Annotated in this window: 16 protein-coding genes; 9 read left to right on the top strand and 7 right to left on the bottom strand. The window is 70.5% G+C overall.

The annotated features are described in order from the left end of the window. Positions 1–48: 48 nt before the first annotated feature. Positions 49–1089: a 2-oxoacid:ferredoxin oxidoreductase subunit beta gene (locus ABD056_RS18865; protein ID WP_343869238.1), complete on the bottom strand. Its 1041-nt coding sequence runs from the start codon at positions 1087–1089 to the stop codon at positions 49–51. A gap of 3 nt (positions 1090–1092) precedes the next feature. Next, the gene (locus ABD056_RS18860) at positions 1093–2970 is read right to left on the bottom strand and encodes a 2-oxoacid:acceptor oxidoreductase subunit alpha (RefSeq protein ID WP_343869236.1); all 1878 of its coding nucleotides are present in this window, start codon (positions 2968–2970) and stop codon (positions 1093–1095) included. A gap of 407 nt (positions 2971–3377) precedes the next feature. On the opposite strand from ABD056_RS18860, the gene ABD056_RS18855 reads away from it, so the two are divergent. Further along, positions 3378–4574 (top strand): sensor histidine kinase, encoded by a 1197-nt coding sequence (locus ABD056_RS18855; RefSeq protein WP_343869235.1) that lies wholly within the window; start codon positions 3378–3380, stop codon positions 4572–4574. A gap of 50 nt (positions 4575–4624) precedes the next feature. Here the strand turns inward: ABD056_RS18855 and ABD056_RS18850 are convergent, their stop codons facing one another. Both ABD056_RS18850 and ABD056_RS18845 read right to left on the bottom strand, forming a co-directional pair. Further along, positions 4625–6967 carry a methyl-accepting chemotaxis protein gene (locus ABD056_RS18850; protein ID WP_343869233.1) on the bottom strand — a complete coding sequence of 781 codons (2343 nt, stop codon included), beginning with the start codon at positions 6965–6967 and terminating at the stop codon, positions 4625–4627. A gap of 120 nt (positions 6968–7087) precedes the next feature. Further along, positions 7088–7759, bottom strand: a complete 672-nt coding sequence (locus ABD056_RS18845) for a Fe2+-dependent dioxygenase (protein WP_343869231.1) — start codon at positions 7757–7759, stop codon at positions 7088–7090. 178 nt (positions 7760–7937) lie between these two features. Here ABD056_RS18845 and ABD056_RS18840 point away from each other — a divergent pair, with 178 nt between their 5' ends. From ABD056_RS18840 to ABD056_RS18830, 3 genes are all read left to right on the top strand, one after another. Beyond that, entirely contained in the window at positions 7938–8798 is an 861-nt protein-coding gene (locus tag ABD056_RS18840; RefSeq protein WP_343869230.1) for a hypothetical protein, read from the top strand. Positions 8799–8845: 47 nt separating this feature from the next. Then, complete coding sequence (locus tag ABD056_RS18835; protein ID WP_343869228.1) at positions 8846–10222, top strand: cytochrome c peroxidase; 1377 nt, start codon at positions 8846–8848, stop codon at positions 10220–10222. A 74-nt stretch (positions 10223–10296) separates the two neighbouring features. Further along, positions 10297–10860 (top strand): hypothetical protein, encoded by a 564-nt coding sequence (locus ABD056_RS18830; protein ID WP_343869226.1) that lies wholly within the window; start codon positions 10297–10299, stop codon positions 10858–10860. Positions 10861–10900: 40 nt separating this feature from the next. On the opposite strand, the gene ABD056_RS18825 is transcribed toward ABD056_RS18830, so the two are convergent. After that, positions 10901–11287, bottom strand: coding sequence for a group III truncated hemoglobin (locus ABD056_RS18825; protein ID WP_343869224.1), 387 nt, complete (start codon positions 11285–11287; stop codon positions 10901–10903). 146 nt (positions 11288–11433) lie between these two features. Here ABD056_RS18825 and nthA point away from each other — a divergent pair, with 146 nt between their 5' ends. From nthA to ABD056_RS18810, 3 genes are read left to right on the top strand one after another with little or no spacing between them, the layout of a single operon-like run. Next, positions 11434–12066 (top strand): nitrile hydratase subunit alpha, encoded by a 633-nt coding sequence (nthA, locus tag ABD056_RS18820; RefSeq protein WP_343869222.1) that lies wholly within the window; start codon positions 11434–11436, stop codon positions 12064–12066. Beyond that, positions 12063–12722, top strand: coding sequence for a nitrile hydratase subunit beta (gene nthB, locus ABD056_RS18815; protein WP_343869221.1), 660 nt, complete (start codon positions 12063–12065; stop codon positions 12720–12722). The genes nthA and nthB overlap by 4 nt, the downstream gene beginning before the upstream one ends. Then, on the top strand, positions 12712–13059 hold the full coding sequence (locus tag ABD056_RS18810) for a nitrile hydratase accessory protein (RefSeq protein ID WP_343869218.1): 348 nt from the start codon (positions 12712–12714) through the stop codon (positions 13057–13059). Before nthB ends, ABD056_RS18810 begins: the two co-directional genes overlap by 11 nt. Positions 13060–13093: 34 nt before the next feature. Here ABD056_RS18810 and ABD056_RS18805 read toward each other — a convergent pair whose 3' ends face one another. After that, positions 13094–13945 carry a division plane positioning ATPase MipZ gene (locus ABD056_RS18805; protein WP_343869217.1) on the bottom strand — a complete coding sequence of 284 codons (852 nt, stop codon included), beginning with the start codon at positions 13943–13945 and terminating at the stop codon, positions 13094–13096. Positions 13946–13986: 41 nt separating this feature from the next. Continuing rightward, entirely contained in the window at positions 13987–16056 is a 2070-nt protein-coding gene (locus ABD056_RS18800; protein ID WP_343869216.1) for a molybdopterin-containing oxidoreductase family protein, read from the bottom strand. 193 nt (positions 16057–16249) lie between these two features. Between ABD056_RS18800 and ABD056_RS18795 the strand changes: the two genes are divergently transcribed. Both ABD056_RS18795 and ABD056_RS18790 read left to right on the top strand, forming a co-directional pair. Further along, positions 16250–16774, top strand: a complete 525-nt coding sequence (locus ABD056_RS18795; RefSeq protein ID WP_343869214.1) for a queuosine precursor transporter — start codon at positions 16250–16252, stop codon at positions 16772–16774. A 71-nt stretch (positions 16775–16845) separates the two neighbouring features. After that, the gene (locus ABD056_RS18790) at positions 16846–17949 is read left to right on the top strand and encodes an NAD(P)/FAD-dependent oxidoreductase (protein WP_343869212.1); all 1104 of its coding nucleotides are present in this window, start codon (positions 16846–16848) and stop codon (positions 17947–17949) included. The last annotated feature ends 123 nt before the right edge of the window (positions 17950–18072 follow it).

Raw genomic sequence — 18072 nt, 5'->3', positions numbered from 1 at the left:
AGAAGCACCACCGGCCAGTCGTGCCCGGCGGTGGACGAGCGGGGCGGCTCAGCTGCCCTTGGGCCCTTCCACCATCCAGGTGCGGCCGCGCTTCAGCAGCGCGTTGATGGAGACGTCCGGCGTGCGTGCGTGCTGGTCCGCCTTCCACGCCGCCACCGCGTCCTCGTGGCACGGCGCCGGGTCGTCGTAGAGGACGCCGAAGGCCACCGGGAACGACGGCCCCTTCATGGCCGCCAGCAGGCCGGCGAGCACCGGATCGGTCTTGTCGTGGACCAGGATGTCGGCCTCGGTGATGCCGTTCTCGCCCACCGTCACCACCTCCAGCCGGAAGCTGCCAGGGCGGACGCGCAGACCCTGGCTGTTGCCGGCGCCGAACAGCAGCGGCTTGCCGTGCTCCACATGGATGAAGCTGCCGACCTTGGCCTCCTTGCCGGTGAAGGAGCCGAACACGGTATCGTTGTAGACGATGCAGTTCTGCAGGATCTCGACGAAGGCGGTGCCGCGGTGCGCCCGCGCCGCCTTCAGCACCTCCGGCAGTTCCTTTACCCACTTGTCGGCGCTGCGGGCGACGAAGCGGGCGCCGGCGCCAAGTGCCAGGCGGATCGGCTCCAGCGGAGCATCCACCGACCCTTCCGGGGTGGAGCTGGAGCGGGTGCCGAGGTGCGAGGTGGGCGACACCTGCCCCTTGGTCAGGCCGTAGATCTCGTTGTTGAACAACAGGATCTGGCAGTCGATGTTGCGGCGCAGGGCGTGGATCAGGTGATTGCCGCCGATGGACAGGCCGTCGCCGTCGCCGGTGATGATCCACACGTCAAGGTCGGGGTTGGCCAGCTTCACGCCCGTCGCGATGGCCGGTGCCCGGCCGTGGATGGTGTGGAAGCCGTAGGTTTCCATGTAATAGGGAAACCGCGACGAACAGCCGATGCCGGAGACGAAGACGGTCTTGTCCTTGTCGGCGCCGACGTCGGCCAGCGTCTTCTGCACCGCCTTCAGGATGGCGTAGTCCCCGCAGCCGGGGCACCAGCGCACGTCCTGGTCGGTGGCGAAGTCCTTGACGGTCAGCTTCTGCGGCGGGATGGGCGCATTCATGGCTCAGGCCTCCAGACGGGACCGCACGGCGGCCTCGATCTCGGCGATCTTGAAGGGTTGGCCGGTCACCTTGGACAAGCTCTCGAACGGGCGGGCGTAGGTGGCGCGCAGCAGGGTGCACAGCTGGCCGACGTTCATCTCCGGCACCAGCACATGCTCGAACCCGGCCAGCAGGTCGCCCAGGTTTTCCGGCAGCGGCCAGATGTTGCGCAGGTGGATGTGGCTCACCTCCACCCCCTGGGCCCGCAGGTTGGAGACGGCGCGGCGGATGGGACCGTAGGTGGAGCCCCAGCCCACCACCGCCAGCCGGCCGCGCTCCGGCCCCTGGTCGATGGTCTGCGGCGCGATGTCGCGCGCCACGCCGGCCACCTTGTCGTGGCGGTAGGTGGTCATGACCTGGTGGTTGGCCGGGTCGTAGGAGATGTCGCCGGTCAGCGCGTCGCGCTCGATGCCGCCGATGCGGTGGGCGAGGCCCGGCGTGCCCGGCTTCACCCACGCCCGCGCCAGCGTCTGCGGATCGCGGGCGAAGGGCTGGTAGCCCTCGGCCTCGGTGCGGAAGGCGACGGGCAGGCGCGGCAGGCTGTCCACGTCGGGGATCAGCCACGGCTCCGACACATTGGCGATGTAGCCGTCCGACAGCACCATCACCGGCACCATGTAGCGCACGGCGATGCGCACCGCCTCGATGGCGGTGGTGAAGCAGTCCGACGGCGACTGCGCCGCCAGCACCACCAGCGGCGTGTCGCCGTTGCGGCCCCAGACGGCCTGGTAGAGGTCCGACTGCTCGGTCTTGGTCGGTAGGCCGGTGGAGGGGCCGGCGCGCTGGGTGTTGATGATCACCAGCGGCAGCTCCGCCGCCACCGCCAGGCCGATGGCCTCGGTCTTGAGCGCGATGCCGGGGCCGGAGGAACTGGTGACGCCGATGGCACCGGCGTAGGAGGCGCCGATGGCGACGCAGGCCGCGGCGATCTCGTCCTCCGCCTGGTGGGTGGTGACGCCGTAGGCGCCGAGCTTCACCAGATGGTGCAGGATGGGCGAGGCCGGGGTGATGGGGTAGCTGGCGAACACCACCTCCGTCCCGGTCAGCTGCGCCGCCGCCGCCAGCCCGAGGGCGAAGCCGTCGCCGCCCGTGATGGTACGGTAAAGGCCGGCCGGCAGGTCGGCGGCAGGCACCGCGTAGCCGTGGAAGCCCTGCAGCAGCTCCATGGTCTCGCCGAAGGCATGGCCGGCGTTCAGGGCGGCGACGTTGGCGGCGGCCACAGCCGGTTCCTTCTTCGCGAACTTCTGCTGCACCCAGTCCGCCGTCGGGGCGCGGTCGCGGCCGAACATCCAGTAGACCAGCCCCAGCGCCCAGAAGTTCTTGCAGCGCAGGGCATCGGACTTGCCGAGGCCGCTTTCCGCCACCGCCTCCAGCGTCAGCCTGCTGATGTCGACCGGCACCACCTTCCAGTCGGCGAGGCTGCCGTCGTCGAGCGGGCTGTGGTCGTAGCCGGCCTTCTTCAGCTCGCGCGGGCCGAAGTTGCCGGTGTCGACGATGATCATGCCGCCGCGCTTGACCAGCTTGGCGTTGGTCTTCAGCGCCGCCGGGTTGAAGGCCACCAGCACGTCGGCGGCATCGCCCGAGGTATTGATCTGCCGCCCGCCGAAATTGATCTGGAAGGCCGAGACGCCATAGGTCGTGCCCACCGGGGCGCGGATCTCCGCCGGGAAGTCGGGGAAGGTCGCCAGGTCATTGCCGGCCAGGGCGCTCGCCACCGTGAACTGGCCGCCGGTCAGCTGGATGCCGTCGCCGGAATCGCCGGCAAAGCGAACCACGGCGGATTCAAGCGCGATGCGCTCGGCATCGTGGCTGGCGGGGGGGAGGGTCTGCGTCTCGTTCATGCCGTCCTCCGACCGCGGCGGCGCGGCCGTTGCTGCGGAAAAGATACACCCGGCGTCGGGTGCGGTTCAGGCACGGCACCCGCGAAGGGGCCCAATGAATAGATCAACACGCCGACGGCGTCAGCAGGAAAACCAAAGCCGCCGCATCGGAATTACCCGCCGTCCATGGCAGATGTAGGGGGCCACCGGGCAGCCTGCCAGCAGGACGGTTGAAAAAGGGTCAATCAAGAAAACTTCAGGTACAGGTTGGGGCCTCGTCTGACGCCACCCGCGACGGTATTGGCGGATCAGACCTATGTCGCGCTCCGGGATGAGCATTTCCGCCGGAGGTCATGGCACCTTTTCCTGCCAGGGATTTCCTGTATGCTTCACCGACGGGACCTGATGCTTTCTGAAAGATGCGCCGCATGGTCACCTGCTGCCCTCCGTCACCGCCCACCGCCCCCCTGGCCGGGGGCGACGTCCGGACGGACCTGACTGCAGCGGCACTGCTGGATGCCCTGCCCAATCAGATGTGCATCCTGGATGCGTCGGGTCGGGTGGTGGCGGTGAATGCCGCCTGGCGCTCCTTCGCCGCCGAGAACGGACACTGCGGCGGCACCTTCGTCGGCGCCCGCTACCTGACCATCTGCGACAGCACCGAAGGGGCGGAGGCCGGCGATGCCCGGGTGGTGGCCGCCGGTCTGCGCGGCGTGCTTCAGGGCCGGCTGCCGGTGTTCGAGCATGTCTACCCCTGCCATGCCCCCGGCCGGCCGCGCTGGTTCCGCATGCAGGCCTCGCGCCTGGACGACGGGCTGGTGATCCAGCACGTGCCGGCCACCGATCCGGCGCGGGCGGAGTCGGACCTGACGCAGATCCTGTCCTACATTGCCCACGAACTGCGCACGCCGCTCGGCGCCATTGCCGGCTATTCCGACCTGCTGCTGCACGCGCCGGACAGCGTGACGCCCGACATGCGCACCCGCTTCACCAGCACCATCCGGGACTCCTCGCTCTACCTGTCGGGGCTGATCGAGGACATGATGGACCTGGCGCGGTCGCAGCAGCAGAACCAGACGCTCATCCTCAACGAGGCGCCGTGCAGCCTGGCGGACGTGCTGGCCGCCGCCTGCGACATGGTGACCGCCCTGGCCGCCGCCCACGGCGTGGAACTGCGCCCCGATGCCCTGGCAGACGCGGCGCCGTCGGCGGTGGTCCTGGCCGACAGCCGCCGGCTGACCCAGGTGGCCGTCAACCTGCTCAGCAATGCCATCAAGTTCTCGCCGCGCGGGGCGGAGGTGCGCTGCCGCCTGCGCAGCACCCGCTGTGACGGCATGGTGCTGGAGGTGGCCGATCGCGGCCCCGGCATCGCCGCCGAGGAAATCCCCGTCGCCCTCAGCCCCTATGGCCGCACCGCCTCGGCCCGCACCACCGGCGCCCCCGGCCTGGGCCTCGGCCTGCCGTTGTCGAAGGCGCTGGTGGAACTGCACGGCGGCAGCCTGGAAATCGCCAGCGACGTCGGCCACGGCACCACCGTCACCGTCAGCCTGCCGGCGTGGCGGTCGCAGGCCGCCGCCGCCGCCTCGGCCGGGGCTTTGGCAGGCGCGACAGCGGCGGGGGCCTGAGGGGCCGCCCGCCGCCGTCGTCATCACCAGCAAAGGAGTCCGGCCGGCCCTCAGGCCGCCCGCGGACCCGACAGACCCCGCGCCAGTTCGTCCAGCAGGTTCAGCACCTCGTGGCTGGCGTGGTTCATTTCCTCGATATGCTTCAGCGCGCCGTGGTGATCGTTGGCGCCGGCCGCCTTCAGGGCCGCGATGCCGGCGGCATGGACGCGGGCGTGGGGCTGCTCGATCCGCTTGAAGGCCGGCTGGCTGCGGATGGCCGGGTCCTGCACGCTGTCGTACCACTTGCCGAGGCGGCAGTGATGGTGGTCGGGCACCTCGGACACCGCCCACTTGCCGCGACCGATGACGGCGTCGACGATGCGCTTCTTGAACACCACGTGGTCGTTCTTCGCCACCTGCACGATCGCCAGCGCGGTGCCGACCTTGGCGAATTCGCCCACCCGCTCGTTCAGCACCGCCGAGGCCTTGTCCATGGCACGCAGCACGGCGGTGATTTCCTCGTCGTTGCGGCGCGACAGGTCGGCGATGGAGGCGGTGCCCTGGCTCACCTCGTTGGCGGCCATGGTCTGCTGGCTGAGGATGGCGGCGATCTCGGTGATCTTGGCGTTGACGCCGTTGACCTCGTTGGCGATGGCCTGCAGGCGGTCGCCCAGGTCGTGAACGGCGGTGCGCCCCTTTTCCACCGCCGCCGCGCCGCTTTCCATGGCACCGACGATGGTGCCCATCTCGTTGCGCAGGTTCTCGATGCGGGAGCGGATGTCCTCGGTGGCGCGGCCGGTCTGGTTGGCGAGCGTCTTCACCTCGTTCGCCACCACGGCGAAGCCCTTGCCGGCCTCGCCGGCGCGGGCGGCCTCGATGGTGGCGTTCAGGGCCAGCAGGTTGGTCTGGTCGGCGATATCCTCGATTTCCTCGATGATGGCACCGATCTGCGCCGAGGCGTCGGCCAGCCCGTTGACGTTGGACGCGGCCTCCGACACGGCGCGGAAGATGGTTTCCATGGTGGTGACGGCATGGCCGGCGGCGGTGAGGCCCTGGCTGGCCGCCCCCTCCGCCCCGCGGGCGCCGTCGGCGGCGGTGTCGGAGTTGTGGGAAATCTCGCGCACGCTCGCCACCAGTTCCTCGATGGCGGACGCCATGGCCTGGCTCTGGCGGTTGGCGGCGGCGACGTCTTCCATCATGTGGGCGAGCACGATGATGGCTTCGTTGGACTGGATGGCCGCATCAACCACGCCCACCAGATGCGCCTCGGTCTCGTGCTTGAGGGTGGTTTCACGGCTGGACAGCTCGGCCAGGCGGGCGGACTGGGCGGCCTCGCTCTCCGCCACTTCCTGGGCGCGGTCGCGCAGTGATACCAGGGCGCGCGCCATGGCGCCGATCTCGTCACTGCGGTCCTGCGCCGGGATGGACTCGTCGAAGCGGCGATGGCCGATGGCGTCCATCACCCCGATCATGCGGCCGATGGGGCCGGCAATGCCGCGGGCGATGAGCACGCCGAGCAGCGACGCCAGCACCAGCGCCGCCAGCGCCGCCAGCACAGTCGAGCGGCGGGCCGCCGACAGTTCCGCCGTATAGGGGGTGGCATCCATGACGATTTCGGCCACCGCGAAGGGGGTGCCGGAGAAATCGCGCACGGCGCGGGCATAGACGCCGACGTCGCCGCTGCCGTTGTCCAGCCGGCGCAGCTGGTTGGTGCCGGCCAGCGCCGCCGCCAGGTCGTTCTGGTTGAACAGCGAGCCGCCGGGAATGGTGGAGGCGAAGGTGTCGAAGCCGGCGCCGTCGGCCTTCTTCACGTGCAGCGCCACCTTGAGGCCGGTGGCTTCGGAGAACCGCTCGAAGAATACCGGGCCGAAGTCGGTGCCGAATTCCACCGATCCGACATGGCGGCCATCGGCCGTCACCGGCACCACGCCGCGCACGCCCAGGCCGGCGACACCGCTTTCCAGGCCGGTGACCGGCGCCTTCTTCTGGTTGGTCTGCACCACGGTGGCACGGATGGCCGACAGGTCATCGCCGAACTTTTCCGGCTTGTGCAGGCGCAGGTAGCTGGTGGCGGGCGGGGTGTGGAACTGGAACTGGCTCACCGCCCAGTCCTTTTCCAGCGCCTTGTAGCCGGGGCCGAACTGGGCCAGCAGGGCGGCGCGATCATCGGCGGCGAAGGCCTTCTGGGCCTCCGGCAGCCCGGCCACCACCGCCGCCATGGAGGCGGCGCGGAAGGCCTCGGCATCAATGGCCGACATCATCTTCACGTAGCCCTGATCCAGCTGGCGCTGGAGCGTCTTGGAGATCAGGTCGTTGGTGGTCATCAGCGCCGGCACGGACGCCACGGCCGCCGCCAGCCCGGCCACCGCCACCATGGCGAGGCCGATGCGGCCGAGGATGTTGATCTTGATCACTGTCGTCCCCTTCTGTCCCTTAACCCGGGTATGCCCCTACCCCAGCCGGATTAATTCAGAAGACAGAATATACCCTTGGCCGTCGTCAACCAAGACCAACAGGCATGCAGCCGCGCGAGATCAGACTTCCGCCCAGGAGCGGAGGAGATTGGCGCGACTTTTGGTTATAAGGTCGAACACCTCGCTCTTGCCCTCCTTGTCGAACACCGCCCGGCGCGACCGCTCCAGGTCGAACAGGATCTCCCGCCGGGCCGGGTCGCGCACCATGCTCTGCGTCCAGGTCACCGCCACCCGGCGCTCGCCGACGGTCACCGGCGCCACCCGGTGCAGGGTGGTGGACGGATAGACCACGGCGGCGCCGCGCGGCAGCTTGAAGGTCTGGGTGCCGGCCGGCGTTTCCATGGTCAACTCGCCGCCCTCATAGGCATCGGGGTCGGACAGGAAGACGGTGGTCGACACGTCGGTGCGCAGCGGCGGGGCGCCGGCGGGACGCATGATCGGGTCGTCGATATGATCGCCGTAGGTCATGGCCGAGCCGTAGCGGGCGATCAGCGGCGGCATGATGCGCAGCGGCAGCGCGGCAGCGGTGAAGGTGGCGTTGCGCTGCAGGGCGGCCAGCACCATCTCGCGCGCCTTTTCGGCGCTGCGGCCGGACATCTGCTCGTTGTTCTTCACCAGCCGGGCGTGCCAGCCGGCGGTGCGGCTGCCCGACTGGAAGGTACCGGCCTCGATGAGGGCGTCGATCTCCGCCAGTTCCTCGGCCGTCAGGACGTCGGCGATGGCAATCAGCATGACTCTTCTCCCATGGCAGCGCGGCGTGCGGCGCATCCTGGCGGAACCGCCGGGGGAAGCCACACTATTTGTAAGAAAAATATTGGAGTTGCGATTGACTTTCAATTACATTTCATTCATCGAGCCGGCGGCGAGGATGCCGGCACCGGTTGCACCTGGATGAAGGGGTCAGATCGACATGCAGAAGAATTCCGTGAAGCTGTGGAGCGGCCTGGGCGTGGCGCTGGTGCTGGGCGCCGGCGGCAGCGTCGCCACCGCCGACAGCGCCGAGGCCGCCGGCCTGCACGCGGCGCCGCCGGCCCATCACGGCCTGCCAATGACCTTCGTGGCCGGCGGCGAAAGCGGCCACGGCCATGCCCATGGCGGCGAAGGTGGCGAGGGCGGTGAAGGCGGCGAGGCCGGCGCCTTCCAGGGCATCGACGAGCATGCCGCCACGGTCGGCCAGCTGCTGCTGGTGCGCGGCCACCTCGCCATCGGCACCAGCCTCTACGGCGACGGCAAGGCCGACGACGCCCTGCCCCACTTCCTGCACCCGGCCGAAGAGATCTACGAGTCCATCGAGCCGGAATTGCACGAACACAACATCACCACCCTGGGCGACGCGCTGGCGGCCCTGGCCGCCGCCGGCAAGGCCAAGGCCGACGTGGCGGAGATCAACCGCCTGGCCGCCGAGATCGACGGCGTCGTCGCCAAGGCCATCGCCGAGGTCGGCGGCAGCCACCTCACCGACAAGGCTTTCCTGTTCGACGTCGCCGTTCCGGTGATGCAGACTGCCGCCGACGAGTACGAGGCCGCCTTCCGCGACGGCCGCATCGCCAACGTGGTCGAATACCAGGACAGCCGCGGCTTCGTGTGGGCGCTGGCCGACTTCCTGAAGGCCCAGGGCCTGCCGGCCGACGACAAGCTGGTCGCCGCCGTGGACGCCACCAAGCCGGCGTGGCCGGCGGTGCAACCGCCGCAGGCGCCCACCGTCGAGGCCTCGGCCCTGCGGGCGCAGGTGTCGCGCATCGAACTGCTCGGCGGCGAATACCGCAAGTAAGCCGCACCGCGACCGGCGGCGGCGGCCCCTGAAGGACGACGAAGATCATGCGTATCCGTATCATCCTCGGCACTGCCATCTGGGCCGCCGCCGCCCTCGCCCTGCTCGCCGCGCCGTCAGACGGTGCCTCCGCCCAGACGCTGCCGCCGGTGGACCGCGACCTGCTGGGCACCTTCGCCCGCCCGGCCGTGGTGCCCTTCCCCGCCGCCAATCCGTGGTCGGAGAAGAAGGCGGCGCTGGGCGAACGGCTGTTCCACGACGTCCGCCTGTCGGGCGCCAACGACCGCTCCTGCGCCTCCTGCCACATGCCCGACCGCGGCTTCGAGGACGGCCTGCCGACCGGCGCCGCCATCGACGGCACGCCGCTCGACCGCCGGGTGCCGACGGTGCTGAACGGCGCCTGGGGGGCGCAGTTCTTCTGGGACGGCCGCGCCGCCAGCCTGGAGGAGCAGGCCCTCGGCCCGGTGCAGAACCCGCGCGAGATGAACCAGACCCTGCCGGACCTGGTGGAGGAACTGCGCGCCGACGCCGATCTGGTCGCCGCCTTCGCCGCCGCCTTCCCCGACAGCCCGCAGATCACCGCCGACACCATTGCCCGCGCGCTCGCCACCTTCGAGCGCACGGTGGTCTCCGGCGAGGCGCCCTTCGACCGCTGGGTGGCGGGGGATGACGCCGCCGTGCCGGCCGCGGCCAAGCGCGGCTTCGACCTGTTCGTCGGCAAGGCGCAGTGCGCCTCCTGCCATTCGGGCTGGGCCTTCACCGACAACGCCTTCCACGACATCGGCCTGCCCGACGCCGACAAGGGCCGCGGCGCCGTGCTCGCCATGGCGGAACTGGACCACGCCTTCAAGACCCCCACCCTGCGCGACCTCGGCCACCGCGGCCCCTACATGCACAACGGCATGCTGGCGACGCTGGAGGAGGTGGTGGCCCACTACGCCCATGCCCGCGACCCCGACCACGCCATGGACGCCGGCCACGCCATGCACCACGGCCGGGCGCACCCGGAAACGGTCAGCCGCGTCAGCCTGTCGCCGGACCTGCCGCGGATCGACCTGACGGCGGAGGAACAGGCCGATGTGGTCGCCTTCCTGCGCACCCTGGACAGCGACGCGCCGCCGCCGCCGTTCCGGGCGGAAACCGTCGGTCTGCCGGCGGTGATGGTGACCACCACCGACATCAGCCAGAAGGACAAGCAGTTCACCCCCGGCGCCATCCGGGTGAAGGCCGGCGAGACGGTGCGGGTGCTCAACGACGATACCCGCAGCCACAACGTCCGCGTCGACGACCCCAAGCTGACGCTCAACTCCGGCTATCAGGACCCCGGCCAGACGGTGGAGATGAGCTTCCCCGAAACCGGCACCTATCACGTCTTCTGCGGCATCCACCCGAAGATGGAACTGGTGGTCACCGTCACCGAGTGACGTACCCCTCTTGAGCGGCAGCCGGTGGAGTGGTCTACTGGCCGCCGGTTCCGCCGCCTGGGAGACAGACCGCCATGCCCCGCCTGACGCCCGCCACCGCCGGCGCCCTTGCCGCCGCCGCCCTGCTTGCCGCCGCCGCCCCGGCCGCCGCCCAGCAGGCGCCGACGGAACTGGCCGGGCTGACCCTCGGCATGACGCTGGATCAGGCGCGCACGCGGGCGGTCGGCCTCAAGCTGCCGTTCAACGGCTGCGACACGGTGACGGCGGACAAGTCGGACGGGCGGCCGCTGGTCACCATCTGCTCCCACCAGGGGCTGGAGAAGGGCACGCAACTGGACGCCGCCCGCACCGACCTGCAGGTCTGGGCCGACGGCGCCGGCACCGTCTTCGCCATCCGCGCCAGCCAACCCATTTCCTGCCAGCCGGAGGAACAGGTGGCGGTGGTGCGCGACATCCAGGCCCGCTACAAGGGCTTCGCCACCTGGCGCCCGGCCTGGAGCTGGAGCGGCAGCGACGGCACCACCGCGCTCGACGTCGAGATGAAGAACGCCGACGCCCCCTGCGCCGTGCTCAGCGAGCTGCGCACCATCGCCCTGCACGACGCCGTGGCCGAGGCGCTGCGGGCGGAGTTCGACTGACCGCCCCTCCGTCCGCGCGCCCGCTCGGCCGCCGGCGCCCTCAGCGGGCCATGCTGGGGAACTGCTTCACCGTTTCCAGCGCCGTCATGAAGCTGCCGGCGATCTGGTGCGCCTTGACCTGGAAGGCGTGCGCCACCTCGGGCTCGAACAGGTCTTCCGTCGTCTGGGTGAACAGCTCCAGCCACAGGCCGAAGTGCTGCGGCTCCAGCGGCAGGCGCACGTGGGCCGGCAGCGGCCGGCCCTTGTAGCGGCCGGTGGTGAGCATGATGCTCGACCAGAAATCATACATCTTGGCCAGATGCGGGCCCCAGTCGCCGGCGATGGCCTGCTCGAAGATGGGGCCGAGCGTCGCATCCGCCCGCACCTTGTCATAGAAGCGGTCGACTAGGGCGACGATGCCCTCTTCCGTCACCTGATCGCGGCGCATGGAACCCTCTCTGCAAAGATGCATCTGATCCACTCTTTTTAGGCCCCCGGCCCGGCCGGCGCAAGGCCGCCATTCCCGACCATTGCGCTGCAGTTCAGGATGGGCGAGGCTGAAGGCAAGACAACCATAAGCCACGGGGAGCGTCCATGCCGCACGACGGGCACCATCACGATCACGACGGCGACCATCACCAGGACGTGCCGTCCGACCCGGCGCTGCGGGTGAAGGCGCTGGAAACCCTGCTGGTGGACAAGGGGCTGGTCGATCCGGCGGCGCTGGATGCCATCATCGACACCTATGAACACCAGGTCGGGCCGCGGAACGGCGCCCGCGTGGTGGCGCGGGCGTGGAGCGACCCCGCCTACCTCGACCGCCTGCGCACCGACGCCACCGCCGCCATCGCCGAACTGGGCTATGAGGGCCGCCAGGGCGAGCACATGGTGATCGTCGAGAACACTCCGGCCGTCCACAACATGGTCGTCTGCACCCTGTGCAGCTGCTACCCGTGGAGCGTCCTCGGCCTGCCGCCGGTGTGGTACAAGTCCGACGCCTACCGCTCCCGCGCCGTCATCGACCCGCGCGGCGTGCTGGCCGACTTCGGCCTGTCGCTGCCGGAGGAGACGGAGGTGCGGGTGTGGGACTCCACCGCCGAGATCCGCTATCTGGTGATCCCGCAACGCCCGCCCGGAACCGAGGGACTGGACGAGGAGGCCCTGGCCGCCCTGGTCACCCGCGACAGCATGATCGGCACCGGCTTCGCGCGGGAGCCGGCGGCATGAACGGCGTCCACGACATGGGCGGCATGCACGGCTTCGGCCCGGTCCGCCCCGAACCCGACGAGCCTATCTTCCATGGCGAGTGGGAGAAGCGGGCGCTCGCCCTCACCCTGGCCATGGCCGCCTGGGGGCGCTGGAACATCGACGTCAGCCGCCACGCCCGCGAGCGCCTGCCGCCGCGCGATTACCTGCGCTACACCTATTATGAAAAGTGGATCGCCGCCCTTGCCATGCTGATGGTGGAAACGGGCCTGATCTCCGCCGCCGAGGCCGCCTCCGGCCGCCCGGACCCGCAGGCACCGCCGGCGCAGCCGCCGCTGACTGCCGACAAGGTCGCGGCCACCCTGCGCCGGGGCGGCCCCAGCGCCCGCCCGGTGGAGGCGGCACCCCGCTTCGCCGTCGGCGACCGGGTGCGGGCGAAGAACCTCAACCCCAGCGGCCACACCCGCCTGCCCCGCTACACCCGCGGCAAGTGCGGCGTGGTGGTGATGCAGCACGGCGGCCACGTCTTCCCCGACAGCAATGCCCACCGCCAGGGCGAAGCGCCGTGCCACCTCTACGCCGTGCGCTTCACGGCGGTGGAACTGTGGGGGCCGGAGGCCGACCCGCGCCACTCCGTCACCCTCGATTTGTGGGAGCCGTATCTCGATGCCGTCTGACCGCGCCGCCGCCGGCTGCCCCGCCGCCCCCGACCGCCCGTTCGCCGAGCCCTGGCAGGCGCAGGCCTTCGCCGTCACCGTCCATCTGGCGGAACGGGGCCTGTTCACCTGGACCGAATGGACGGAAACCTTCGGCGCCACCCTCGCCATGGCCCGCGATGCCGGCCAGCCCGACACCGACGGCAGCGCCTACTGGCGCCACTGGGTGACGGCGCTGGAGGTCATGCTGGCCGCGCGCGGCGTCGCCGACAAGACCACGCTCGACGCCCTGAAGGCGGACTGGGCGGACGCCTACCGCCGCACGCCCCACGGATCGCCGGTGCGGCTGGCCCGCTGACGGGCCGGCCCCCGGCCGCCGGCCGCCGCCGCCGTCACGCCCCCAGGCTGCGGGCCAGTTTCTTCAGGTTGATGGCATCCAGCAGGGCGCGCAGTTCCTGGCGGGCGGCGACGTGGCTCATGCTCAGTTCCACGTTGACGCCCTGCGCCCGCAGGTCGAGCAGCGTCAGCCCCTGCAGGAACAGCTCGCGGTAGATGACGCGCTCGCCCAGCCCCGGCGCGGTGCGGAAGCCGATGCGCGACGACAGTTCATCCACCAGGTCCTCCATCTGCCGCTTCATGCGGCTGTCGACGTGGCTGAGGCGGTTGCGCAGCACGATCCAGTCCACCGAACCGCCATCCTTCAGCGCCCGGTTCTTGCGCGTCTCCCAGATGGAGGCGGCGTAGTGGCTGGGGCCGGCGATGGACATGGTGTCGGGGTCGACGCGGGCGATGACGTCCAGGTCGACGAAGCTGTCGTTCAGCGGCGTGATGAGGGTGTCGGCGAACACATGGCCGGCGCGCGACAGGTAGTTGTCGGAGCCGGCGGTGTCGATCACCACCACGTCGTTGGTCTTCGACAGGTCGGTGATGGCGCGCAGCAGGCGGCGCAGGTCGGTGTCCTTGTCCGGCGACATCTCGATCGGCACGTGGGTCGGCAGCGGCAGCTCCAGGCCGCGGTCGCGGCAGGCGCGGGCGCGGTTCTCGATGTAGCGCGACAGCGTGCCCTGGCGGGCGTCGAGGTCGATGGTGCCGACCCGCAGCCCCTCGTACAGCAGGCTGACGATCAGGTGCATGGCGATGGTGGATTTGCCGGTGCCGCCCTTCTCGTTGCCCATGACGATGGTATGCACCCCGTCACCCTGCGACCAGTTGCGGCGGATGCCCTGCGACGCCTCGGCGTTCATGCGGTGTCCCTCCCCCTCGATGTTCCTCATGACAGGCGCGCTCACGATCCCGCCCGCAGCCACACGGTGGTGTCGTGGAAGGCCGCGCCGCCGGCCGGCGGCGGCGGTTCCGCGCTCGTCAACGTATTGATGCCCTCGCCGCCCGCGAAGTCGGCATTGGGCCAGATGCTTTCGACGATCAGCACGCCGCGCTGCACGCCGTCGAACAGCTGCGCGTGGATCGGCACCTCGCCGCGCCGGTTGCCCAGCACCACCACGGCGCCGTCGGCGACGCCATGCTCGGCGGCATCGGCGGGGTGGATCATCACCGTCGGCCGCTTCTCCAGCTTGCGGCTGGTCGGCGTCTCGGAAAAGCTGGAGTTGAGGAAGTTGCGGGCCGGCGCCGTCACCAGACGGAACGGCCGTTCCTCGCTCACCTCGTCCAGGATCGCCACATGGTCGGGCGCCGCCGGCAGCGCCCCGCCGAGCGGCCCGAGGGCGCGCCAGTCGGGGTGGAAGCGGAAGCGGCCGTCGGGCTGCGGGAAGCCGTCGTGGAAGCAGCCGCCGCCATGGGCCCCGTTGCGGGCCGAGACGTCGATGCCGCCGGCCGCCAGGACCTCCTCGGCCGACGGCCAGCCGCTGGCGCGCAGGGTGGCGTCCACCACCTCCCACGCCGTCATGTGCAAGGTGGGATGCTCCGCCCCCAGACGGCGCAGCAGTTCGTTCACCACCCAGTGGTTTTCCCGCGCCTCGCCGGCCGGGGTGATGACCGGCTTGTGGACCTGCAGGAAGGTGTGGCCGCCGGCCTTGTAGATGTCGGCGTGCTCCAGGAACATGGTCGCCGGCAGCACCACGTCGGCATACTTGGCCGTTTCGGTCATCACCTGCTCGTGCACGCACAGGAACAGGTCGTCGCGCGACAGGCCGGCCTTCACCGTGCGGTGCTCCGGCGCCACCATGGCCGGGTTCATGTTCTGGATGAGCATGGCATGGATGCCGGGGCCGTCGCCCAGTTCCGCCCGGTCGCCGGTCAGCACCCGGCCGATGCGCACCATGTCGAGCCCGCGCTGGCCGGTGCGCGGCACATCCCGCGCCGACAGCAGCCGGTCGTCGATGTGGAAGCCGCCGGAATAGCTGTAGAGGCCGCCGCCGCCGCGCACCGCCCACGCCCCCGTCACCGCCGGCAGGCAGGAGGCTGCGTGCATGGCAGCGGCGCCGTTGCGCTGGCGGGTGAAGCCGTAGCCGAAGCGGATGAAGCTTTTCTTCGTGCTGCCGTAAAGCCGGGCGAAAGCCTCGATCTCCGCTTCCGTCAGGCCGGTGACCGTCGCCGCCCAGGCGGGCGTGCGCTCGCGCAGGTGGGCTTCGGTCTGCGGGCCGAAATCGGTCAGGCGGGCGAGGAAGTCGCGGTCGGCCATGCCGTCGCGCAGCAGGACGTGCATGACGGCGCAGGCCAGCGCCCCGTCGGTGCCCGGCCGCAGCATCAGGTGCATGTCGGCCTGGCGGGCGGTGGCGTTGCGGTAGGGATCGACCACCACCACCCTGGCGCCATGCGCCTTGCGGGCCTTGGCGACGTGGGTCATCACCTGCACCTGGGTATGCACCGCGTTGGTGCCCCACAGGACGATCACCTCCGCCTCGGCGATCTCCAGGCTGCTGGTGCCGAGCTTGCCGCCGACGCCGGCGAACCAGCCGGGATCGGCGGTGCCGGTGCAGATGGAACCGGTCTGGCGCGAGTAGCCGAGCAGGTTGCCCAGCCGCTCGATCCCGTCGCGCTGCACGAGGCCCATGGTGCCGGCGTAGTTGTAGGGCCACACCGCTTCCGGCCCGTGGCGGTTGGCGGCGTCCTGGAAGCGTTCCGCCACCAGGTCGAGGGCGGTGTCCCAGTCCACCGGCTCGAACCGCCCTTCGCCCTTGGCGCCGCGGCGGACCAGCGGGCGGGTCAGGCGGTCGGGGTTGTGGACGCGCTCGGCATAGCGGGCGACCTTGGCGCAGATGACACCATCCGTATAAGGATGATCCTTGGCCCCATGCACCCGGCCGATACGGTCCGGCGCGATCCGCTCCACGGCCAGGGCGCAGGCCGAGGGACAGTCGTGCGGGCAGACGGAGGGAACGATTTCGGCGGCGGTCATCAACACCTAGTGCCAAAGGATGAACGATTCCCCAGACTGTAGCGGCAAAGCCGGCCGCGACGCCAGCCGAACGTTGCGCGACGGACGGATTCAAGCTATCTCGACGGCATCAATTCTCGCCCCGGCGGTGGTCGCCTGGGGTCGTGCCCGCCGTCTGTGCTGCGGCGTGTGGCTGTAGAAGGACTTCGTACCCATGAACCGGCTCGTGCTGCCGGTCGCCGCCATGGCGGTGATCGTCGTCGCCTCCAACATCCTGGTGCAGTACCCGATCAACGACTGGTTGACCTGGGGCGCCCTGACCTATCCGTTCGCCTTCCTGGTCACCGACCTGACCAACCGCACCTGGGGCCCGGCCGCCGCCCGCCGGGTGGTGACGGTGGGCTTCCTGATCGCCGTCGTCATGTCGGCGTGGCTGGCGACGCCGCGCATCGCCGCCGCCTCCGGCGCCGCCTTCCTGATCGCCCAGCTGCTGGACGTCACCCTGTTCGACCGCCTGCGCCACCTGCGCCAGTGGTGGGCGGCGCCGCTGGCGTCCTCCACCGTCGGGTCGGCGGTCGACACCGCCATCTTCTTCGCCGGCGCCTTCATGCTGACCGACGTGCCGTGGGTGTCGCTGGCGGTGGGCGACTACGGCGTCAAGCTCGGCCTCGCCCTGCTGATGCTGGTGCCCTTCCGCGTGGCCATCAGAACGGTCCTGGCGAAGCCCTCGCAGGCTTGATAGAGACAAAGGGGCGGGCCGCAGGGTCCGCCCCTTTTCCTTTGCCTGCCACTACAGAAGAGAGACCTGCCGTGACCGAGCGAATGGATTGCGTGGTGATCGGCGCCGGCGTCGTCGGCCTGGCCGTCGCCCGCACCCTGGCCCTGCGCGGGCGCGAGGTGATCATGCTGGAGGCGGAAGACGCCATCGGCACCATCACGTCCAGCCGCAACAGCGAAGTGATCCACGCCGGCGTCTATTACCCCACCGGCAGCCTGAAGGCGCGGCTGTGCGTGCGCGGCAACCGCATGCTCTATGACTACTGCGACGCCCGCGCGGTGCCCTACGTCAACTGCACCAAGCTGATCGTCGCCTGCTCCGACGACGAGGTGGCGGCCCTGAAGGCGCTGCAGGCCAAGAGCGCGGAAAACGGCTGCCGCCTCGACTGGATGGAGGCGCGCGAGGCCATGGCGCTGGAACCGGCGCTGCATTGCGTCGGCGCCCTGCACTCGCCCACCACCGGCATCGTCGACAGCCACAGCCTGATGGTCTCCCTGCGCGGCGAGCTGGAGGACCACGGCGGCATGATCGCCTTCAAGTCGCCGGTGACCGGCGGCGAGGTGGTGGACGGCGGCCGGGTGCGGCTGGAGGTCGGCGGCGCCGAGCCCATGGCCATCGAAGCCGGGCTGGTGGTCAACTGCGCCGGCCTGGGGGCGCAGGCGGTGGCACGCGCCATCCGCGGGCTCGACCCGGCGACGGTGCCGCCGCTGCACTACTGCAAGGGCAACTACTTCACCATGACCGGCAAGGCGCCGTTCAGCCGCCTCATCTACCCGCTGCCGACCGCCGCCAGCCTGGGCCTGCACTACACCCGCGACATGGCCGGCCAGGGCCGCTTCGGGCCGGACGTGGAATGGATCGACAGCCTGGACTACAGCGTCGACCCGCGCCGCGCCGACAGCTTCTATGCCTCCATCCGCCGCTACTGGCCCGACGTGCAGGACGGCCAGCTGCACGCCAGTTACTCCGGCATCCGGCCGAAGATCCAGGCCCAGGGCGAGCCGACCCGCGACTTCGACATCCAGTCGCCGGCCACGACCGGCGTCGCCGGATATTGCGCCCTTTACGGAATTGAAAGCCCCGGTCTGACATCCTGCCTGGCAATTGCGGACTACGTGGCGGAGATGGTGGCGTGACGGCATCGGCATGGCGCGGCGGGCGAACCGCCGCAGCCCTGGCCGCCCTGGCGGCGGCGGTGGTCCTCGGCGGCCCGGCGGCGGCGCAGCAGCAGCCCGCGGCGGCGCCCGCTGCCGCCGGCG

It is taken from the genome of Caenispirillum bisanense, from assembly GCF_039523075.1.
Taxonomy (GTDB): domain Bacteria; phylum Pseudomonadota; class Alphaproteobacteria; order Rhodospirillales; family Rhodospirillaceae; genus Caenispirillum; species Caenispirillum bisanense.
This window is presented reverse-complemented; position numbering and strand designations above follow the sequence as displayed.